The organism is Streptosporangium nanhuense, from assembly GCF_059358815.1.
Map to the genome: position 1 here is coordinate 1 of NZ_JCADBG010000008.1, position 18,795 is coordinate 18,795.

An 18,795-nucleotide genomic window follows, 5' to 3' on the forward strand; every position below is an offset into this window, starting at 1 on the left:
GACGCGCTGGCCGTCATCCGCAAGCTCAACGCCATCACCCCGCCCACCGCCGCCTTCGACGCCGCCTTCTCCTCGGAGTGAGGTTCTCCTCCTGAGAACCGAAGGCCGAAGGCCGAGGCGCGCGCGACGAACGTGACGAACGCGCGAACACGGTGAACACGACGAACTCGGCCGGGCCGCCCGTCCGCCCCGCTCAGGTGGGCGGACCGGTGACCCGGCCGAGGCTCTTCTCCCGGCCGTGCCGGTCCAGGTTCAGGGCGGCTCGGTCCGGGACCGCTCGGAGACGGCTCAGTCCAGGACGACGACCTGACGCAGGACCTCGCCGCCCCTGAGCGCCGCCACGGCGTCGTTGAGGTCGGCCAGCTTGATGCGAGAGCTGATCATGCTCTCCAGGTCGAGCTTGCCCGCCTTGTAGAGTCCCGCGAAGAACGGGAAGTCGCGGCGGACGTCCGAGCCGCCGTACAGCGAGCTGAGGATGTTCTTGCCCTCGAACAGCAGGTTGAAGGCGGTCAGCGGGACGTTGTCGTCCATCGCGCCCGCGCCCACCACGATCGTGTCGCCACCCCGGCGGGTCGCCTGCCAGGCCGTCATGATGGCGGCGGACTTGCCGACGGCCTCGAAGCCGTAGTCGAACCCGGCACCGCCGGTGAGCGTGCCGACCGCGTCCATGAGCTGGTCCGGGGTGATGGCGTGGGTCGCGCCGACCTTCTTGGCGAGGGCGTGCTTGGACTCCAGGGGGTCGATCGCCAGGATCGTGGTGGCGCCGGAGATGCGGGCTCCCTGGATCACCGACAGGCCGATGCCGCCCGCGCCGACCACGGCGACGGTCGAGCCGGCCTTCACCTTGGCCGTGTTCAGCGCCGCGCCGACGCCGGTGGTGATCCCGCAGCCGATCAGGGCCGCCGCCTCGAACGGCACGTCGGGATCGACCTTGATCGCGCCCTGCCAGGGCACGACGATCTCCTCGGACCAGGTGCCGCACCCGGCCATGCCGAACGCCGGGGTGTCGCCGCCGTAGCGGAAGCGGGCGTTGACGAAGCTGTCCATCACGTACGTCATGCACAGGAACGGCTGGTTCACCAGGCAGTTCGCGCAGCTGCCGCAGGCCGGGGTCCAGTTGATGATGACGTGGTCGCCGGGTTGTACCGAGGTCACGTGGTCGCCGACCTCGACGACCTCTCCCGCGCCCTCGTGGCCGGGGATGACCGGCAGGGGCATGGGCAGCACGCCGCTGATCACCGACAGGTCCGAGTGGCAGACGCCGGTGGCCCTGATCTTGACGCGGACATCCGTCGGGCCTACCGGCGCGAGGGTGAAGTCATCGCGGATGTCGAGCTTGTCGTCGCCGACGGCATGCAGAAGCGCACCACGCATGGGGGGTCCTCCTAGTTCTCCTCAAGGGAGAGGGCGGCTTTGGGACAGGACCGGACCGCGTGCCGGACGCGGTCCATCATCTCCGGCGGCGGCTCAGGCAGCAGCAGGTGCAGCTGGTCGTCGTCGTCGAGCTCGAAGACCTCCGGGGCGAGTCCCATGCAGATCGCATTGGCCTCACAGACCAGATAGTCGACGTTGATTTTCATACGGGCCTCCTAGCCGGGAATGGCGAGCTTACGGTGATCCCAGGAGATCACTCGACTCGGCTCTACCACGAAGGCGACCCTTTTGCGGCCGGTGTAGGCCACGTACTCCGTGAGTAACTCCTCCGCGTCGGGCATCCCGGCCATCCGTCTGGCCACGTTCATACCGACGTCGAGGATGCCCTCGGGGTCGTCGATCCTTCGCGCGACCCCGTAGACCAGGACGCCGCGCAGGTCGGAGTACTCGTCCCCGGCCTCGATCAGGCAGCTCACCCGGGCGTCGCGCTGGATGTTGAGTGTCTTCTGCGCCTTGCCGTAGGTCCAGAACGAGATCTTGCCCTCCGTCAGCCCGTAGAACATGGTCACCATGTGCGGTGTCCCGTCCGGGTTGATCGTGCCGAGTTGCAGCTTTCGTGACTCTCCGACGAAAGCCGTCACCTCGTCGTCGGACATCACGATGCGGGCGCGCTGGTTCACGGTGCAAAGTAGAACACGTTCCACAAGGTCGGGCAAGGGCATTCGGAATGTTGTTCGGTCTCGGTAGTCTGCTGCGATGAGCATCGCCACCATGCCGGCCGACCTGCTGTACGTCGCCCAGCGCGCCAAGGGTTTCATGCCACATCAGGAGGGAATCGCGCTGTTCGAGACCGCCGCCGGGTACGGCCCGCGCGGCCCGATCTGCGAGATCGGCAGCTACTGCGGCAAGTCCGCCGTCTACCTCGGGGCGGGGGCCCGGCAGGCCGGGTCCGTCGTCTTCACCGTGGACCACCACCGGGGCTCCGAGGAGATCCAGCCGGGCTGGGCCCACCACGACCCCACGCTGATGGACCTCCGCTTCGGCAAGATGGACTCGCTGCCCACGTTCCGGGCCACCATCGCCTCCGCCGGTCTGGAGGACGAGGTCGTCGCGATCGTCGGCAGGTCCGAGCGCGTCGCGGCGCTGTGGAACACCCCGCTCGCGATGCTCTTCATCGACGGCGGCCACTCCGAGGACCCGGTGACCAAGGACTACGAGGGGTGGGCCCCGCACGTCATGCAGGGCGGAGCCCTGGTCTTCCACGACATCTACCCCGACCCGTCCAAGGGCGGGCAGGCCCCCTACCGCGTCTACCAGAGGGTCCTCGCCTCCGGCGCGTTCAAGGAGGTCCGGCAGGAGGGCTCGCTGCGGGTGCTCGAACGGGTCGGTCCCGGGATCGGCTGAGCTCCCCGTACGGCACCGGCCGACCGGCATCGGGCGGGCGGAAGCGTGTACGCAGGGCCGCCCGGAACCCCAGGCCCGCGCAGACGAGCACCGGGGCGAGGAACAGCCCGAAGGCGACGTGGCACTGGACCAGCAGCCCGTAGACCGCCGCCGTGGCCAGGCCGAACACGACCTGGTCACGCGGCCGGGCCGGGGAGGTGCCCGGGTCGACGAGCATGTATCCGGTGTGGAGGGCGAAGGCCGCCCCGGTCATCGGCAGCAGGGCGGCGACCGTCGACACGTCGGTCAGCCCTCCCCTGACCAGCGCCTGCAGGGCGAACCCGCCGACCCAGCCGAGGACCAGCGGCAGCCTCCCCGCGAGCCTGGCGTTCATCGCCGTTCCCCAGGCCAGCACGGCCAGCGGCACGACCAGGTCGAGCGGCCCCGAGACCCACGCGGTGAACTGGTACGCCGGAGCGAGGCCGACCCACGGGAACAGCAGCAGCACGGCGACGACCCCGAAGGCCGCCGGGTTCAGGAACGGCCTGCCCGGCGCGTCCTCGGCGGTCCGCCCCGCCACCACGGCCCCTCCCGCCGTCTCCGGCGCCTCCCGCGCCCTCGGGACCCGCAGTGCCTCCGGTGCCTCCGGTGCCCTCACGCGGAAGACGTACGTGCCGCCGACGCCGATGAGGACGGCGAGCGCGATCGGCGCCAGGTGCCCGCCGCCGTACAGCAGCATCGCGCAGAGCAGGCCGCAGACGTAGGAGGGCAGGAAGAAGCCCACGACCCGGGCGCGGGGCACCCCGAGGTAGCGGGCCGGGCGCCGCCGCGACCACGCCTCCACGGTCTCCAGCGCGAACTCGGCGGTCACGCCGGTGAGCACGCCGACCACCGGCGCCAGGAAGGACTCCTCGAACCCGAGCACGGTGTGCCCGAGCACGGTGATCAGGGTGAGGGACTCCGCCAGCCGCCGGAACGCCTCGTCCCGCTTCCGGTCGTCCGGCTTCCGGCCGTCTCGTCCTCGGTCGTCTCGCCTCCGGCCGGCGTTCATGGCCGCCGGATCTTCGAGGCGCGGCCGTCGGCCAGCAGGATCCGGTGCCAGCCGGGCTCCAGGGACAGCGACGCGGTACGGGCGCCGCCGCAGGCGTCCCTCCAGGAGATCTCGACGGGGACGGTGGGGTCCGGCAGGCCGTCGCCCAGGCCGAACAGCAGCTCGGGCGCCGAGACGCCGTTGTGGCCGTTGGCGGGGTAGAGCTGCCTGCTGCGAGTGACCCCGCCGGGCAGGCGCACGGTGGCGACGGCCCCGATGGCGGGCCGCGTCGGCCCGGTACGCGCCTGCCCGGAGTACGTCTGCCCGGAGTACACCTGCCCGGGATACGTCTGCCCGGAGTGCGCCGGTTCGGGGCGCGCCTGCTCGGTGCCGGTGCGCGCCGGCGCGGGAGGTGGCGCGGCGGTCGTTCCGCAGGCACCCGCGGGAAGGCGGAGCCGCAGGCCCACGAACGGGGCCGTCGGGCCGTGGTTGAGGTAGAGCACCGACGCGGACCACTGGTTGGCGACCGCGAAGTCCAGCCGCCCGTCGTCGTCGACGTCGCCCACCGCGAACGCCCGGCTGACCGTGCCGCCGTCGTCACCGTCACCGTCACCGTCACCGCCGTCGACCCCGGCCTGCCGCGCCACGTCCACGTAGCGGCCGTCCGGGCCCCTGGTGAGGAAGGTGTTGGCGTCACGGCCCGACAGGTCGTCCCCGGCCCGCAGGTCCGGCCACAGCGAGGGGTGGGGGAGGAGCAGGTCGTTGGCCGACGACACCTCCCGCAACTGCGCCCACCGGTCGACCTCGCCCCTGACGAACCCGGTCGCGTGCATGATCTCGTCGACGCCGTCGTTGTCGAAGTCCGCGGCCTTGACGTCCCAGGACCAGCCGCTGCGGCTCAGCCCCAGCTCCTCGCCGAGGTCGTCGTACGGCGCGTGACCCCCGTGGAGCCCGCCGGGGCGCGAGACGAAGGCGAAGTCGCTCTCGCGCAGCGCCTGGTTCCCGGTGAGGTTGCTCACCAGGATGTCCGGCCTGCCGTCGTCGTTGAGCTCGGTGAAGGCCACCCCCATCCCCTTGAACGAGTCGTGGCCGAGGACCCGGGAGCGGGGGGTCGCCGGGTGCCGGGTGCCCCGGGCCTCGGTGAACCGGATCCTGCCGGGAACCGAATCGTTGACCAGCAGGTGGTCGGGGCCGAAGTCGTTGGCCACGTACAGCTCGGGCCGCCCGTCGCCGTCCAGGTCCTGGGTGCCCAGCGCGAGGGTCCAGCCCCCGCCCCCGTCCCCGCCTTGGATCTCGTCGAACACCCCCTCGGCCTCGGTGAACAGCGCGGGGCCCGTCGCCCGGTAGAGCCGGTCGCCGCCCCCGTTGCCGGCGGCCGGCAGTGAGTCGGGCATCACGGCGTCGCCCCCGTCGGTGCCGCCGCCCAGCACCCTGACGCCGTCGGGGAAGTAGTTGCCGAAGACCAGGTCGAGGCGGCCGTCCCCGTCGAAGTCGCCGGCCGTGGCGGCGCTGGTGTTCCAGATCTCCGGTTCGCCGGTCAGCGCGCGGTGGCGGAAGGCCGCGCCGGACGGGGGCGTCCCGGGCACGCGCAGGAACAGGGAGGGGGAGCGGCCCCAGTAGTAGACGACCAGGTCCTCCCAGCCGTCCTGGTCGAGATCGGCGGGCAGGCACCCGGTCGGCGCCTCGTGCCGCCTGCGTTCCGGGGGGACCAGCGTGAACGGCCGGTAGCCGCGCGAGGTCCCCGGCGCGGGCCTGACGGTCACCGTGTCGCGGCGGGGATCGACCAGGCACAGGTCGTCGGCGACGACCTCGTCGTCCACGTCGAACAGGGCCACCGCGGCGCCCAGGGACGACACCCGGCTCCGGAGGTTCGCGTACCCCGGCGCGACCGGCCGCAGGACGCGGTCACCGGGCTCCGCGGGCGGGCCCAGCCGCCTCGCGTGGAAGGAGAAGCCCGCGGACGCCTCCACGACCGAGGTGTCGTCCGGCAGGGCGGTCAGCCTCCACCCGGCGGTGGCGGCCACCAGGGCCAGGACTCCCGCCGCGTACCTGCGAACCCCCGGCACCGTTCCCACCGCCCCTCCGAGTCGTGTTCACAAGCGGTCGTGAGTGGTCATGAGTCGCGGTCGCGTCGCGCCCAGGCCTTCCGGACGCCCGCCCGCCAGGCCTGGTAGTGGTCGTCGGTGTGCGCGTTGTGGCCCAGCGCGACGAGCGCGGTGTCGGTCCAGCCCGCGGCCTCGTCCACCTCGGCCCCGCACAGCACGGGGGCGGCGGCGACGGTGTGTCCGGGGACGACGGCCGAGATCAGCCTGGCGGCGCAGGCGAAGGCGCAGCCCTGGGCGAGGTGGGCGCGGAAGCCGTCCTCGGCCGCGGCCGAGGCCAGCAGCCCCAGGTCCGCGGTGCTCGCGCCCCCGGCGTACGCGGCGGCCAGGCCGACGCCGCTCCACAGGTCGGCGCGGCGTCCCACGGGGAACTCGGCGACGCGCAGCACGACGTCACCCGCCCCGGCGCACTCGTGGAACCAGAGCATCCGCCCCAGCCCCTGGTCGAAGATCGCCCGCCGCGTCCGGTCCATCAGCCCGGCCGTGCGCTGGCGTCCCACCGTCCGGTCGGAGGAGAAGAAACCCTGGTGGAAACCGAAGCCGTCGTGGGCCAGCCAGCGCAGCAGCGGATGCACCGAGTGGACGCCCCACATCGGCCGCATCCGCATGCGGGCGTATGCCCGGCCGGTGCCCATGTGGACGAGGTGCGGGTAGCGCAGGCCCTGCCCGCTCAGCAGCTCCCTCAGCCGGCGTCCGCCGGTGAGGGTGAGCACGTCGAGGGTGGCGCAGGCCATGCCCGCGCCCTCGTACGCGAAGCCGCGCAGCTCCTCGCCGAGGTCGTCGATCCGCCCGGTCTCCCCGGCGACCACCGCGTTGAAGCCGGAGACGAACGCCGTCCCCGCGTCCTCCAGCGGCTCGCGTGCCGGTCCCAGCCGGAACCGCCGCACCCCGAACCCCATCCGGGCGGGGTCCTGCCACAGCAGCCGGGCCACGCCCCGCGGCCTGGAGGGCGGTTGGAACGTGCGAGGGGGCGGGGGGTCCGGGAGGTGGGGCGGAGCGGACGGGGAGTCCGGCAGGTCCGGCGGGGGTGAGAGGTCTTCCGAGGGATCCGGGAGGTCCTGCACATCCGGTAGGTCCTGCACATCCGGTAGGTCCTGCACGTCCGAGACGTCCCGTACATCCGGGAGGTTCTGCGCATCCGAGATGTCCGGCGCGTTCGGGAGGTCCGGCGGATCGGGAGGGGCCGGTGGGTTCGCCTCGGCGTCATCGCTCTGAGCCACCGTACGAATGCCCTCCGCGTTACTCACGGACCCGAAGGTAGTGAGCCGCCCCCGGCCCTTCAAGCACCGCGTTTCCGATTCCGGGCAAAGAAAACGCCGGAGCGGGAAGGAGGAGCGGGCAGCTCAGCCCCTGGAGTGGGCGTGGCTGCAGCCGCAGGCGGCGGTGGGCCGGTCGGTCACGTACGTGCCCGCGTCGCGGAAGATGCCCGAGGCGGGGGTGTGCCCGGACAGCGCGTCGGCGGCGAGCACGACCGCGGCCGCGGTGTAGGCCGAGCGCTCGTGCGGGAAGTACTTCTCGTTCACGAACTGCCAGCCGGTCCAGTACGAGCCGTCCTCGTGCCGCAGGTGCTGCATGTCCGCGAAGAGCTTCGAGGCCCGCTCCCGGTCGCCCAGGGCGTCGAGGGCGAGCACCAGCTCGCACGTCTCGGCACCGGTCACCCACGGCTGGTCGGAGACGCAGCGGATGCCGAGGTCCGGCTCCACGAACGTGTCCCACTCCTCGGCCAGCCGCGCCTCCGCGGCCGGGCCGCGCACCGCGCCGCCCAGGATCGGGTAGTACCAGTCCATCGAGAAGCGGCTCTTGTCGGCGAACGCCTCGGGGTGGGCGGCCAGCACGTGGCCCAGCTGGTCGGCGGCGAGCTCCCAGTCGGGCTGCGGGTCGCCCAGGTGCTCGCCGAGCAGCACGCCGCAGCGCAGCCCCTGGTGGACGGAGGCGCAGCCGGTCAGCAGGGCGTACCCCGCGGGCCTGCCGTCGGCCGCGCGCTCCCAGACGATCTCGCCGCGGGTGGTCTGCAGGCCGACCACGAAGTCCATCGCCGCCCGGACGACCGGCCACATCCGCCGGGCGAAGTCCTCGTCGCCGGTCACCAGCAGCTCGTGCCAGACGCCGACCGCGACGTACGCGGCGTGGTTGGACTCCCCGCCCTGCTCGACGGCCTCGCCGCCGACCAGCTTCATCGGCCAGGAACCGTCGGCCCGCTGCGTGCGGACCAGCCAGTCGTACCCCCGGCGGACCGGGCCGGTCAGCCCGGCCACGCTCATCGCCATCAGGCACTCGATGTGGTTCCAGGCGTCCACGTGCCCCTCGGGCCACGGGACGCCGCCGTCGGGCTCCTGCACCGCCGCGATGCTCCGCGCGGTCTGGACGAGCTGTTCCCACTCCAGCGAGGCGCTCACCGCTTCTCCCTCGGAGCTCACGCAGGCTTCCGGACGTAGAGCACCACGCTCTTGCCGATGAGCGGGTTGAGCACGGCCTCGGCGATCCTGGTGGCGGCGGGACGCTTCATGATGTCCCAGACCAGCAGCTCGTGGTACGCCTTGGCCAGCGGGTGGTCGTCGTTGCCGACGCCGACCGCGCACTTGATCCACCAGTACGGCGCGTGCAGGCCGTGGGCGTGGTGGTGCGGGCCGATGACGAAGCCCGTGGACTTGAGCTTCGCGCTCAGCTCGGCCAGCGTGTAGATGCGGACGTGCCCGCCGGGGGCGGTGTGGTACGCCTCGTCGAGCGCCCAGCAGATCCGTTCGGGCAGGAAGCTCGGCACGGTGATGGCCGCCTGGCCGCCCGGCTTGAGCACCCGGAAGATCTCGCGCATCGCGGCCATGTCGTCGGGGATGTGCTCCAGCACCTCGGCCGCGATCACCCGGTCGAAGCTGCCGTCCTCGAACGGCATGTCGAGCGCGTCGCCCGTCACGGTGTCGCCCGTAGCCTCGGGCGGCACCTCCCCGGCCTTGTCCATCGCGGCGAACATGCTCGCCACGCCCTCAAGCTCCCTGGCGTCCATGTCGAAGGCCACCACGTCGGCGCCGCGCCGCAGCACCTCGAAGGCATGCCGTCCACCGCCACAGCCCAGGTCCAGGACTCGGGTCCCCGGTCCCACGGGCAGCCGGTCGAAGTCGACAGTCAGCACTCGCCGCTCCTCTTCACATCTTCAGGTGATCGTTCGGGGGGGTGGCTCACTTCGCGCGGCGGGCCTGGATGGCCTCGTGGTAGGCCTCCACGGTCCGCTTGGCGACGACGTTCCAGGTGTAGCGCTCCATCACCCGGTCGTAGCCCTTGCGGCCCACCGCCGCGCGCTCCTCGGGGGAGTCGTGCAGGCGGCGCAGCACCGCGGCCAGCTCCTCGGGGTCGCCCGGCGCCACCTGCACGGCGGCGTCGCCGACGACCTCCGGCAGCGCGCCGGTGCGGCTGGCGACGAGCGGGGTGCCGCAGGCCATGTGCTCGACGGCCGGGAGCGAGAAGCCCTCGTACAGGGAGGGGACGACCGAGATCTCCGAGGTGGCGATCAGCTCGCCCAGCTCGGTGTCGGAGATGCCGTGGACGAACCTGACCCGGTCCTGCAGCGCCAGCTCGGTGACGAGCTTCTCGGTCGGTCCGCCGGGGGTGGGCTTGCTGACCACGGTGAGGTTGACGTCGCGCTCGGTGGCGAGCTTCGCCACCGCCCGCAGCAGCGTCGCGACGCCCTTCATCGGGGAGTCGGCGCTGGCCACCGCGACGATGGAACCGGGCCGCTTGGGCATCTCCGGGCGCGGGTGGAAGTAGCGGGTGTCGACGCCCAGCGGGATGAGCCGCATGTTCTTCTGCGGCACGTTGAAGTCGCGGTGGATGTCGGCGAGGGACGACTCGCTGACGGTCAGGATCGGGCTGAGCCGGGGGGCGACCTTGGCCTGCATGCGCACGAAGCCGTACCAGCGCCGCATCGGGATCTTCTTGCGCAGCGTCGCGGCCTTCAGCTCGATGCGCCGGTCCACGCTGATCGGGTGGTGGATGGTGCCGACCACCGGGAACAGCTTCTGGATGCCGAGCACGCCGTAGCCGAGGGTCTGGTTGTCCTGCACGACGTCGAAGTCGCCGACGCGCTTCTTCAGCTCGCGGTAGGCCCGCAGGCTGAAGGTGAGCGGCTCGGGGAAGCCGGCGGTCCACATGGTGCCGACCTCGAGCAGGTCGATCCAGTCGCGGTACTCGCTCAGCTTGGGGGTGCGGAAGGGGTCCTCGTCGCGGTACAGATCCAGGCTGGGGATCTTGGTGAGGACGACGCCCTCGTCGAGCTCCGGGTAGGGCTGGCCGGAGAAGACCTCCACGCTGTGCCCGAGGGCGACCAGCTCGCGACTGAGATGACGCAGGTAGACGCCCTGCCCACCACAGGTCGGCTTGCTGCGGTACGACAGCAGCGCGACGCGCAGTGATTCAGCACCCGGCACGGCAACCCCCTTCTCAACCTGTCCGAAAAGGGGACAGGTACCGTGAAAGATGACCTTAGTCCTCGGACCCTACCATTCGTGAGCTCTGTTGCACCTGATGTGGAATTGTTCCTAGATCGTGCTTCACAGGGCGCGAACTGGGAAGTTAGCCTTACCGAGCGTGATTCGGTGTAACGCGTTCTAGGCGCGCTGTGGGGTGATGGTGCCTGCTGGGGGGTGTGAGGGTACATTCGCCATCAAATGGCACAAGACCAGGCATAGGTCGCCACCCCCGCAAGCGAGGAGGACGCGTTGGCCAGGCGCGCGCTGATCACCGGTATCACCGGGCAGGACGGTTCCTATCTGGCCGAGTGCCTGCTCAATCAGGGCTACGAGGTCTCCGGCCTGGCCCGAGGGCAGGCCAACCCCCGCGTATCGCGGCTCCGCAAGCTCCTCCAGGACGTCCAGCTCGTCCGGGGCGACCTGCTCGACCAGGGCTCGCTGATCTCCGCCGTCGAGAAGGTCCAGCCCGACGAGGTCTACAACCTGGGCGCCATCTCGTTCGTCCCCATGTCGTGGGAGCAGGCCGAGCTCACCGCCGAGGTGACCGGCATGGGCGTGCTGCGCATGCTGGAGGCCATCCGGGTCTGCTCCGGCATCTCCTCCTCGCGCACGGTCGCCGGATCGGACCAGATCCGGTTCTACCAGGCCTCCTCCTCGGAGATGTTCGGCCAGGTGCGCGAGACCCCGCAGACCGAGATCACCCCCTTCCATCCCCGCTCGCCGTACGGCGTGGCCAAGGCGTACGGGCACTTCCTGACGCAGAACTACCGCGAGTCGTACGGCATGTACGCGGTCTCGGGGATCCTGTTCAACCACGAGTCCCCGCGCCGGGGGGCCGAGTTCGTCACCAGGAAGGTGACGCTCGGCGTGGCCAGGATCAAGCTCGGCCTCGCCTCCGAGCTGCGCCTGGGCAACCTGGAGGCGCGCCGCGACTGGGGGTTCGCCGGGGACTACGTCCGCGCGATGCACCTGATGCTCCAGGCGGAGACGCCGGAGGACTACGTGATCGGCACCGGCCGCACCCACACCGTCCGCGACCTCGTGCGGGCCGCCTTCGCCGCCGCCGGGCTCGACTGGGAGCGGTACGTGGTCATCGACCAGAACCTGCACCGCCCGGCGGAGGTCGACCTGCTCTGCGCCGACCCGAAGAAGGCCCGCGTCCAGCTCGGCTGGGAGCCCACGGTGACCTTCGAGGATCTGGTGGCGATGATGGTCGAGGCGGACGTCAAGCTGCTCTCCGAGGGCGGCGACCCCGACCAGGACTCCTCCTGGCCCTGAGCCTTCCCTCCCGCTAGACGAGTCGAATCGTCTCGTCTTGAACACCGCGCCCGGGCGGGGTAAGGTCGTGCCTGAACGCGAGACGAAACGTCTCGTTCCTTAAGGGGCACCTCGAAAGACCCGACGGCCCCGGAGGGTTCGACGGACCCCTACGGACTCCACGGACTCCGACAGATCCGACAGATTCGACAGAGGAGAAGGCATGTCCCGACGTGCGCACATCGCGATGGTCAGCATCCCCGCGCCGGGTCACGTGAACCCGAGCATCGAGGTGATCAGGGAGCTGGTGGCGCGAGGGCACCGGGTGACCTACGCCAACGACCCCTCCTTCGCCGAGGTGGTCACCGGCGCCGGGGCCGAGCTCGTCCCTTACGCCTCGACCCTGCCCATGGGCGACACCGCCGGGTGGCCGGAGGACGTGATCGCCCAGCTCGACGTCTTCCTCAACGACGCGATCTCGATGCTGCCGCAGCTGCGCGCCGCGTACGAGAACGACCGGCCCGACCTCTTCCTCTACGACATCGGCGGCTACACCGCCCGGGTGCTCGCGGAGAACTGGGACATCCCGCTGATGCAGCTCTCGCCGACCTACGTGGCCTGGGAGGGCTACCGGGAGGACATGGCGCCGATGATGGAGGAGCTGAGGAGGGCTCCGGGCGGGGCCGGGCACTACCGGCGGTTCGAGGAGTGGCTGCGCGGCAACGGCATCCACGGCATCGACTCCGACGACTTCGGGGGCCGCCCGCCACGGGCGCTGGCGCTCATCCCGAAGGTCCTGCAGCCCAACGCCGACCGGGTCGATCCCGCCCGGATCACCTTCACCGGGCCCTGCTTCGCCACCCGTCCCCATCAGGAGCCCTGGATCCGCCCCGAGGGCGCGGAGAAGGTGCTGCTCGTCTCGCTGGGGTCGGCCTTCACCAACCTGCCGGACTTCTACCGCTCCTGCCTGGCGGCCTTCGGCGACCTGCCCGGCTGGCACGTCGTCCTCCAGGTCGGGAGGTTCGTGGACCGGGCGGAGCTCGGCGCGATCCCCGCCAACGTCGAGGTGCACTCCTGGGTGTCGCAGCTCTCGATCCTGGAACAGGCCGACGCGTTCGTCACCCACGCGGGCATGGGCGGCACCCAGGAGGGCCTCTACTGCGGCGTCCCGATGATCGCCGTCCCGCAGGCCGCCGACCAGTTCGGCAACGCCGACCGGCTCGTGGAGCTCGGGGTCGGCCGCCGGATCGACACCGGGGAGGCCACCCCCGAGGCGCTGCGCGCCGCCCTGCTCGACCTCACCTCCGACCCGGAGGTGGCGGCTCGGCTGGCGAAGCTCCGGGACGAGGTCCGGGGCGAGGGCGGCACCGTACGCGCGGCCGACCTCGTCGAGGAACTGCTCGCACCGCGCGCGGTCTCCTGACCCGGTGGGCGGCGGTGCGGCCCGCAGGCGTGCGTGGCGCTGTTCAGTGAACGGCGGTGCGGCCCGCCAGGCGTTCGTGGCGCTGCTTGGCGGCCTGGGGGGTGGCGAGGCCGAGACCGAACGCGATCTCCTGCCAGGTGAGGCCGCGGCCCCGCGCCACGAGGAGAAGCGCCGCCTCCAGCTCGTCCATGTCCGCGCGGGCCCTGGGGAGGAGGGTCAGGGCGGCGGTGATGTCGGCGTGGTCCACCTCCGGCTCGCCCTCCTCGAGGTGGGCGCCGCCGCTGAGGAGGAACGTCACGAGCCTGACGGCCTCGTGGGCTCCGAGGACCGTGGGGTGGACCTGCCGGAGGCGCCGGCCCTCGTCGGCCGCGTGACGCTCGGTGATGCGCGAGAGGGAGGCGTACTCGCGGTGTGCCCGGGTCAGGCCCGGGTCGGGGGGTGTGAAGGGGTCGGATGATCCGTCGTGGTTCGCGGGCATGCGACCAGGATGGACCGGCGAACAGTTCGTTGTCAACATAACGTGTTAAACAAACTGTTTAAAAGAAGAGGGCGTCGTCTTCGTGATTCGCTGGAGGGGGTGGCGAGCCGGGGAATCCCTCCGCCCCGCCCGTGGCGCCGGCACGCGAAAGGCCACGTGAGGCCGCTCGCCCTCACGTGGCCTTCTCGATGTCGTCGTCGGCCGTCGTCGGCCGTCTTCAGCCGTCTCCGGCCGTCTTCGGCGTCGTTCCGGCGTCGCCTTCGGTGGCGCCCGGTGTCAGGCGACGGAGACCGGCAGGTCCTTGATGCCGTTGATGAAGTTGGACCGCAGGCGGCGGGCCTCGCCGGCCTGCTCCAGGCCGGGCAGGCGCTCGGCCAGCACCTCGAAGAGGACCCGCAGCTCCAGCTTGGCGAGGTGGTTGCCCAGGCAGAAGTGGGCCCCGCCGCCGCCGAAGCCGATGTGCGGGTTGGGGTCGCGGGAGATGTCGAAGACGCCGGGGTCGGCGAACACCTCCTCGTCCCGGTTGGCGGAGCTGTAGAAGACGACGATCTTGTCGTTCTCCTTGACCTCCTGCCCGCCGAGCGTCGTGTCGGTGGTGGCCGTACGGCGGAAGAGGTTCACCGGGGCGACCCAGCGGACGATCTCGTCGGCCGCGGTGCGAGCGAGGGCGCGGTCGGCGACCAGCCGCCGCCACTGCTCGGGGTTCTCGAAGAAGGCGAGCATGCCGCCCGAGGCCGCGTTGCGGGTGGTCTCGTTGCCCGCCACCACGAGCAGCAGCACGAACAGGTCGAACTCCTCCTCGGTGAGGGTCTCCCCGGCGGCGTCGGGCATGATCAGCTTGGTGACGATGTCCTCGCGGGGCTGCGCGCGCCGCTCGGCGGCCAGGGTGTTGGCGTAGGCGTAGACCTCCATGGCCGCGTTCGTGCCCTCGGCGGGGTCGGCCGCGTAGTCCGGGTCCTCGGCCCCGATCATCTGGTTGGACCAGTTGAAGATCTTGTCGCGGTCCTCGACGGGGGCGCCGAGCAGCTCGCAGATCACGTACAGCGGCAGCGGGGCGGCGATGTCACGGACGAAGTCGACCGAGCCGCGTCCCTTGGCCTCGTCCACCAGCTCGTGGCAGATGTCGCGGATGTGCTGCTCCAGGGCGCCCATCATGCGCGGGGTGAAGCCCCGGTTGACCAGGGAGCGCCGCCGGGTGTGGTCGGGCGGGTCCTGGTTGAGCATCATCATCCGCTGCAGGGCCATCTGGTCCTCGGGCATCTCGTTGAAGAGCGCGAGCTTCCTGCTGGACGAGAACAGGTCGGAGCGGCGGGAGACCTGCACCACGTCGGCGTGCTTGGTGACCGCCCAGAAGCCCGGCCAGCCCCGCTCGGCGTCGCCGGGGTGCGCGTAGACCGGCGCGTTCGCCCGTAGCCAGGCCAGCTGGTCGTGAGGCGCGCCGTTCCGCCAGTAGAAGTCCTGGTCGACCAGATCGATGTCCATAGGTCCTCCTGCGAGCCGGGTCGGCGTTCTCGTGACGCGACGACACGGTTCATTGTCGGTGCGGCCTGGGGGTGCGGTCAGCGGCGTACCCTACCTGTTCGCCGAGAATCCATCGCGAACGTGGCGATCACGGGACTTTCCGATGTTCCCGCCTCCCGCCCGGGGCACGTCGAGTCACCAAGCGCTTGATCAGGCGTTTGGCGATTCCTCTTTCTGAAACGTGTTCTATTACGGCCGGGGTGGCCCGTCAAGTCAGGTCTCCGGACGACGGCCGTCGGCGCCTCGCGCGGCGGTCTCCGGCACTCCGCGTGACCGTCGCCGGCATTCCGTACGGTGATCGCCGGCTGCTCCGCACGACGGCCGGCGGCGTTCCGGGCGACGCCGCCGGCCCCCGCACGGCCGTGAGGCCCGGGACGCGTGGGCGCGTCCCGGGCCTCACCGGGTGGGACTTTCAGGACCGGCTCCGCCGGAGGAAGCGGGGACGGACCTCGTACGGGAGCGTGCGGATCAGAACGCGATGTCGCGCCAGGTGCCCACCTCCGCGGCGGTGAGGGCCTTCGGCAGGATGGCCATGCGGTCGACCGCGCCGGTCAGGCGCTGGCCGCCGTCCTGGTCGGCGGCGAAGCGCAGCGGCCGGGAGGTGCAGCCGGTGATGCCGTCGGTGGTGGCGTTGCCGCCGCCGACCCGGGTGCCGTCGACGTAGGTGTTGATCACGCCGTTGCGGTTCATGGTGACGACGAGGTCGATGTAGCGGCCCGTCGGGATCGCCCCGCTCAGCCCCACGTTCTGCCCGGCGCCGATGAAGCGCAGGGTGTTGGAGGGGGTGAGGTCGATGATGATCCCGTCGGTGCCGGGGTTGCCGCCCGGCTGGGAGTCGAAGAGCCTCCGGTAACCGGTTCCCCCGATCTTGACCTCGGCCGCGAACGTCGCCTCGGGCATGTAACCCATCAGCGTGTTGGCCGTGGTGAGGTAGGTCGAGCCGTTCAGGACCAGCCCGCTGCCGCTCGGGGCCGTGGCGTCGTAGGTCGCCGTGCCGACGACGGTGGCGTTCCTGCCGCTGCCGGAGCTGTCGGTGACGGTCGTGCCCGAGGTCGGGTCCCAGGCGACGACGGCCCTGTCCGCCGGCGGGGTGACGCACGGGTTGAGGCCGACGGCCGCCGAGCTGCCCGCCTTCCAGCCGTCGCCCGAGAGTTCCGCCGCGATCCGCGCGGACCTGGTCCCGTTCGCGGGGCCGACGGCCACGGAGAACGAGAAGGTCTTCGGGCTGCCCGGCGAGACGGCGGGCACCTGGACCGGGGAGGCGGGGGTGGCGGTCCAGCCCTGCGGCAGGGCGAGGGCCAGCGTTCCGGCGGGCACGTCCTTCGTGCCGGGCGCGGTGACGGTGACGGTGACCGGGATCGACTCGCCGGCGCCCGCGATCACGGGTGCGGTGATCTTGACGGTCACCCCGTTGACGATCGTGAAGGACTCCCCGGCCTTGGCGTCGATGGTGATGACGTCACCGTCGCGGGGCGGGTTGATCGTCTTTCCGCTCTCGTCCTCGACGTGGTAGAGGCCGCCGACCATGGCGGCGCGGACCTTGAGGGGGCCGGACCTCCCGGCGTGCACGGTGACCCTGTCGGCGTTGCCGTCCTTCCACGAGGCGTCCACGGTCACGTCGCCCCGGGCGCGCAGGCCGGTGACCGAGCCGTCGGACCAGGCCGACGGCAGCGCGGGCAGCACGTGGACCGTGTCGTGCTGGCTCTGCAGCAGCATCTCCGCGATGCCGGAGGTGGCACCGAAGTTGCCGTCGATCTGGAACGGCGGGTGGGTGTCCCACAGGTTGTCCAGCGTGGAGCTCTTGAGCTGCTCGCTGAGCATCTTGTGCGAGTGGTCGCCGTCCAGCAGGCGGGCCCAGAAGTTGATCTTCCACGCCTTGCTCCAGCCGGTGCCGCCGTCGCCTCGCGCGGTGAGCGAGATCTTGGCCGCCTCGGCCTCCGGGGTGCCGGCCGTGATCTGCCTCCCGGGGTGCAGGGCGAAGAGGTGGGAGACGTGCCGGTGGTCGTTGCGCGGGTCGTCCAGGTCGGCCTTCCACTCCTGGAGCTGCCCCCAGGAGCCGATCCGGATGCCCGGGTCGAGCTTGTCCAGCGCGGCCCGCAGTTCGGCCTGGAAGGGCTTGTCGTTCTTCAGCTCCTTCGCCGCCTCCAGGGTGTTGGTCAGCAGGTCGTAGACGATCTGCTGGGACATCGAGGCGCCCGCGGTGAAGTCGCCCTGCTCGGGGGAGTAGCTGGGGGAGACCACGAGCTTGCCGTCACGCGGGTCGGTGTAGAGGGCGTCCAGCCAGAACTCGGCCGCGCCCTTCATCACCGGGTACGCGGTCGTGCGCAGGTACTTGTTGCTGCCGCTGAAGCGGTAGTGGTCGTACATCTGCTGGGTCAGCCACGCCGCCGCGTCGGGGAACCAGAACGAGGTGGCCCAGTTGTGCACGCCGGTGAAGCCGAACGGGTTGGTCTCGTTGTGCACCACCCAGCCGCGCGCCCCGAACATCTCCTGCGCGGTCTTCTGCCCGGGGGCGACCATCGACCGGACGTATCTGTCGTACGGCTCGGTCGTCTCGGCGAGGTTGGTCTGCTCGGCGAGCCAGTAGTTCATCTGCAGGTTGATGTTGACGTGGTAGTCGGCCGACCAGGGTGGGTTGGTGGAGTTGTTCCACACGCCCTGGAGGTTGGCCGGGAGCGACCCCTCCCTGGAGGAGGCGATCAGCAGGTAGCGGCCGTAGGCGAAGAACAGCGCCTCCAGCGCCCGGTCGTCGGTCGAGGCGCCGCCGGTGTACGCCGCGCGCAACCTGTCGGTCGGGATGGCCGGGGCCTTCTGCCCGAGGTCCAGCTTGACCCGGTCGAACAGGTTCCGGTAGTCGGTCAGGTGCTTGGCCTTGAGCCCCTCGTACGACCTGCCGGCGGCCGCGTCGACCGCCGCGGTCACCTTGGCGTGCGGGTCCTCGCCCCGGTAGGCCGGGTAGACGTCGGAGTAGTCGGTGCCCGCCGACAGCACGAACATCGCGCTGTCGGCGCCCGTGACGGTGATCCTGTCGGTGCCGTCGGTCCGGGTGCCGCCCTGGGTGACCACGTGGACCTGCGCCTCGAACCTCATGCCGTTGTCGGCGAGCACGCCCCTGACGGTGAGGCGGCCCTTGGAGACCGAGACCTGCTTGTCGTTGCGGGGCGAGGAGGTGCGCAGCGTGAAGGAGACCTTGCCGCGCTCGCTGGCGGAGACCTTGCCGACGACGACGTTGCTGGGGTGGCTGGCGAAGTACTCGCGGGAGTAGGTCACCCCGTCCGCGCTGTAGCCGACCTTGGCGACCGCGTCGCGCAGGTTCAGCTCCCGGCGGTAGCCGGTGGCGGCGCCCGCCGGGATCTCGGGCATGTCGAGCCAGAGGTCCCCGAAGGTCTGGTAGGCGCCGAAGCCGCTCTTGGGCTGTCCGAGCTTGGCCGCCACCGCCTCGGGGGAGATCTTGCCGTCACGGTCGATCTGCGCCCTGACCTCGGCGATCGCGTTCGGCCTGGGGGAGGTCCAGTTGCCGAAGTCGTAGTTGTGCGCGCCGGGGCCGCCGGTCCACAGGGACTTCTCGTTGAACTGGATCTGCTCGCTGTTGACACCGCCGAACACCATGGCGCCCAGCGCGCCGTTGCCGATGGGCAGCGCCTGGGTCTCCCAGTCGGTGGCGGGTTTGTCATACCAGAGCGTCAAGTCATCGGGTGTATCTGCGCTTGTCATGTTTGTTGACAGCTCCGCGTTGGCCGAGCTCTGGCCGTACAACCCGGTAGCGA

15 protein-coding genes are annotated in these 18,795 nt (G+C 71.1%); 3 read left to right on the forward strand and 12 right to left on the reverse strand.

What is annotated here, in order from left to right:
• Positions 1-288: 288 nt before the first annotated feature.
• The 3 genes from AC5L38_RS16970 to AC5L38_RS16980 are packed head-to-tail and all read right to left on the reverse strand — an operon-like array spanning position 289 to position 2,054.
• Complete coding sequence (locus AC5L38_RS16970) at positions 289-1,374, reverse strand: alcohol dehydrogenase catalytic domain-containing protein (protein WP_495243765.1); 1,086 nt, start codon at positions 1,372-1,374, stop codon at positions 289-291.
• A gap of 11 nt (positions 1,375-1,385) precedes the next feature.
• Entirely contained in the window at positions 1,386-1,580 is a 195-nt protein-coding gene (locus AC5L38_RS16975) for a ferredoxin (protein ID WP_362696938.1), read from the reverse strand.
• A 9-nt stretch (positions 1,581-1,589) separates the two neighbouring features.
• On the reverse strand, positions 1,590-2,054 hold the full coding sequence (locus tag AC5L38_RS16980; RefSeq protein WP_362696936.1) for a pyridoxamine 5'-phosphate oxidase family protein: 465 nt from the start codon (positions 2,052-2,054) through the stop codon (positions 1,590-1,592).
• 76 nt (positions 2,055-2,130) lie between these two features.
• Between AC5L38_RS16980 and AC5L38_RS16985 the strand changes: the two genes are divergently transcribed.
• Positions 2,131-2,778, forward strand: coding sequence for a class I SAM-dependent methyltransferase (locus AC5L38_RS16985; RefSeq protein WP_495243766.1), 648 nt, complete (start codon positions 2,131-2,133; stop codon positions 2,776-2,778).
• Here the strand turns inward: AC5L38_RS16985 and AC5L38_RS16990 are convergent.
• The 6 genes from AC5L38_RS16990 to AC5L38_RS17015 form a co-directional block, all read right to left on the reverse strand.
• Positions 2,714-3,808, reverse strand: a complete 1,095-nt coding sequence (locus AC5L38_RS16990) for an enediyne biosynthesis protein UnbU (protein WP_495243767.1) — start codon at positions 3,806-3,808, stop codon at positions 2,714-2,716. The genes AC5L38_RS16985 and AC5L38_RS16990 overlap by 65 nt on opposite strands.
• Entirely contained in the window at positions 3,805-5,862 is a 2,058-nt protein-coding gene (locus AC5L38_RS16995; RefSeq protein WP_495243768.1) for a CRTAC1 family protein, read from the reverse strand. Before AC5L38_RS16995 ends, AC5L38_RS16990 begins: the two co-directional genes overlap by 4 nt.
• A 38-nt stretch (positions 5,863-5,900) precedes the next feature.
• Positions 5,901-6,821: a DUF1702 family protein gene (locus AC5L38_RS17000; protein ID WP_495243769.1), complete on the reverse strand. Its 921-nt coding sequence runs from the start codon at positions 6,819-6,821 to the stop codon at positions 5,901-5,903.
• Positions 6,822-7,232: 411 nt separating this feature from the next.
• Positions 7,233-8,285: a prenyltransferase gene (locus AC5L38_RS17005; protein WP_495243770.1), complete on the reverse strand. Its 1,053-nt coding sequence runs from the start codon at positions 8,283-8,285 to the stop codon at positions 7,233-7,235.
• Positions 8,286-8,302: 17 nt separating this feature from the next.
• A complete protein-coding gene (locus AC5L38_RS17010) occupies positions 8,303-9,016 on the reverse strand; it encodes a class I SAM-dependent methyltransferase (protein ID WP_389915178.1) in 714 nt (237 codons plus the stop codon).
• 46 nt (positions 9,017-9,062) lie between these two features.
• Positions 9,063-10,307: a glycosyltransferase family 4 protein gene (locus tag AC5L38_RS17015; RefSeq protein ID WP_495243771.1), complete on the reverse strand. Its 1,245-nt coding sequence runs from the start codon at positions 10,305-10,307 to the stop codon at positions 9,063-9,065.
• Between the two features lie 291 nt (positions 10,308-10,598).
• Here AC5L38_RS17015 and AC5L38_RS17020 point away from each other — a divergent pair, with 291 nt between their 5' ends.
• A complete protein-coding gene (locus tag AC5L38_RS17020) occupies positions 10,599-11,627 on the forward strand; it encodes a GDP-mannose 4,6-dehydratase (protein ID WP_495243772.1) in 1,029 nt (342 codons plus the stop codon).
• A 202-nt stretch (positions 11,628-11,829) separates the two neighbouring features.
• Entirely contained in the window at positions 11,830-13,029 is a 1,200-nt protein-coding gene (locus AC5L38_RS17025) for a macrolide family glycosyltransferase (RefSeq protein WP_495243773.1), read from the forward strand.
• Between the two features lie 43 nt (positions 13,030-13,072).
• Here the strand turns inward: AC5L38_RS17025 and AC5L38_RS17030 are convergent, their stop codons facing one another.
• The 3 genes from AC5L38_RS17030 to AC5L38_RS17040 all read right to left on the reverse strand — a co-directional run bounded on the left by AC5L38_RS17030 (position 13,073) and on the right by AC5L38_RS17040 (position 18,715).
• Positions 13,073-13,507 (reverse strand): DNA-binding protein, encoded by a 435-nt coding sequence (locus AC5L38_RS17030; protein WP_495243774.1) that lies wholly within the window; start codon positions 13,505-13,507, stop codon positions 13,073-13,075.
• 276 nt (positions 13,508-13,783) lie between these two features.
• Positions 13,784-14,989 carry a cytochrome P450 gene (locus AC5L38_RS17035; protein WP_495243775.1) on the reverse strand — a complete coding sequence of 402 codons (1,206 nt, stop codon included), beginning with the start codon at positions 14,987-14,989 and terminating at the stop codon, positions 13,784-13,786.
• 507 nt (positions 14,990-15,496) lie between these two features.
• Entirely contained in the window at positions 15,497-18,715 is a 3,219-nt protein-coding gene (locus AC5L38_RS17040) for a glycosyl hydrolase family 95 catalytic domain-containing protein (RefSeq protein ID WP_495243776.1), read from the reverse strand.
• Between the last annotated feature and the right edge of the window lie 80 nt (positions 18,716-18,795).

Coding starts and splice junctions, on each gene's coding strand:
- AC5L38_RS16970 (WP_495243765.1), bottom strand. CDS start 1,374: ATGCGTGGTGCGCTTCTGCATGCCGTCGGCGACGACAAGCTCGACATC.
- AC5L38_RS16975 (WP_362696938.1), bottom strand. CDS start 1,580: ATGAAAATCAACGTCGACTATCTGGTCTGTGAGGCCAATGCGATCTGC.
- AC5L38_RS16985 (WP_495243766.1), top strand. CDS start 2,131: ATGAGCATCGCCACCATGCCGGCCGACCTGCTGTACGTCGCCCAGCGC.
- AC5L38_RS16990 (WP_495243767.1), bottom strand. CDS start 3,808: ATGAACGCCGGCCGGAGGCGAGACGACCGAGGACGAGACGGCCGGAAG.
- AC5L38_RS17025 (WP_495243773.1), top strand. CDS start 11,830: ATGTCCCGACGTGCGCACATCGCGATGGTCAGCATCCCCGCGCCGGGT.
- AC5L38_RS17030 (WP_495243774.1), bottom strand. CDS start 13,507: ATGCCCGCGAACCACGACGGATCATCCGACCCCTTCACACCCCCCGAC.
- AC5L38_RS17035 (WP_495243775.1), bottom strand. CDS start 14,989: ATGGACATCGATCTGGTCGACCAGGACTTCTACTGGCGGAACGGCGCG.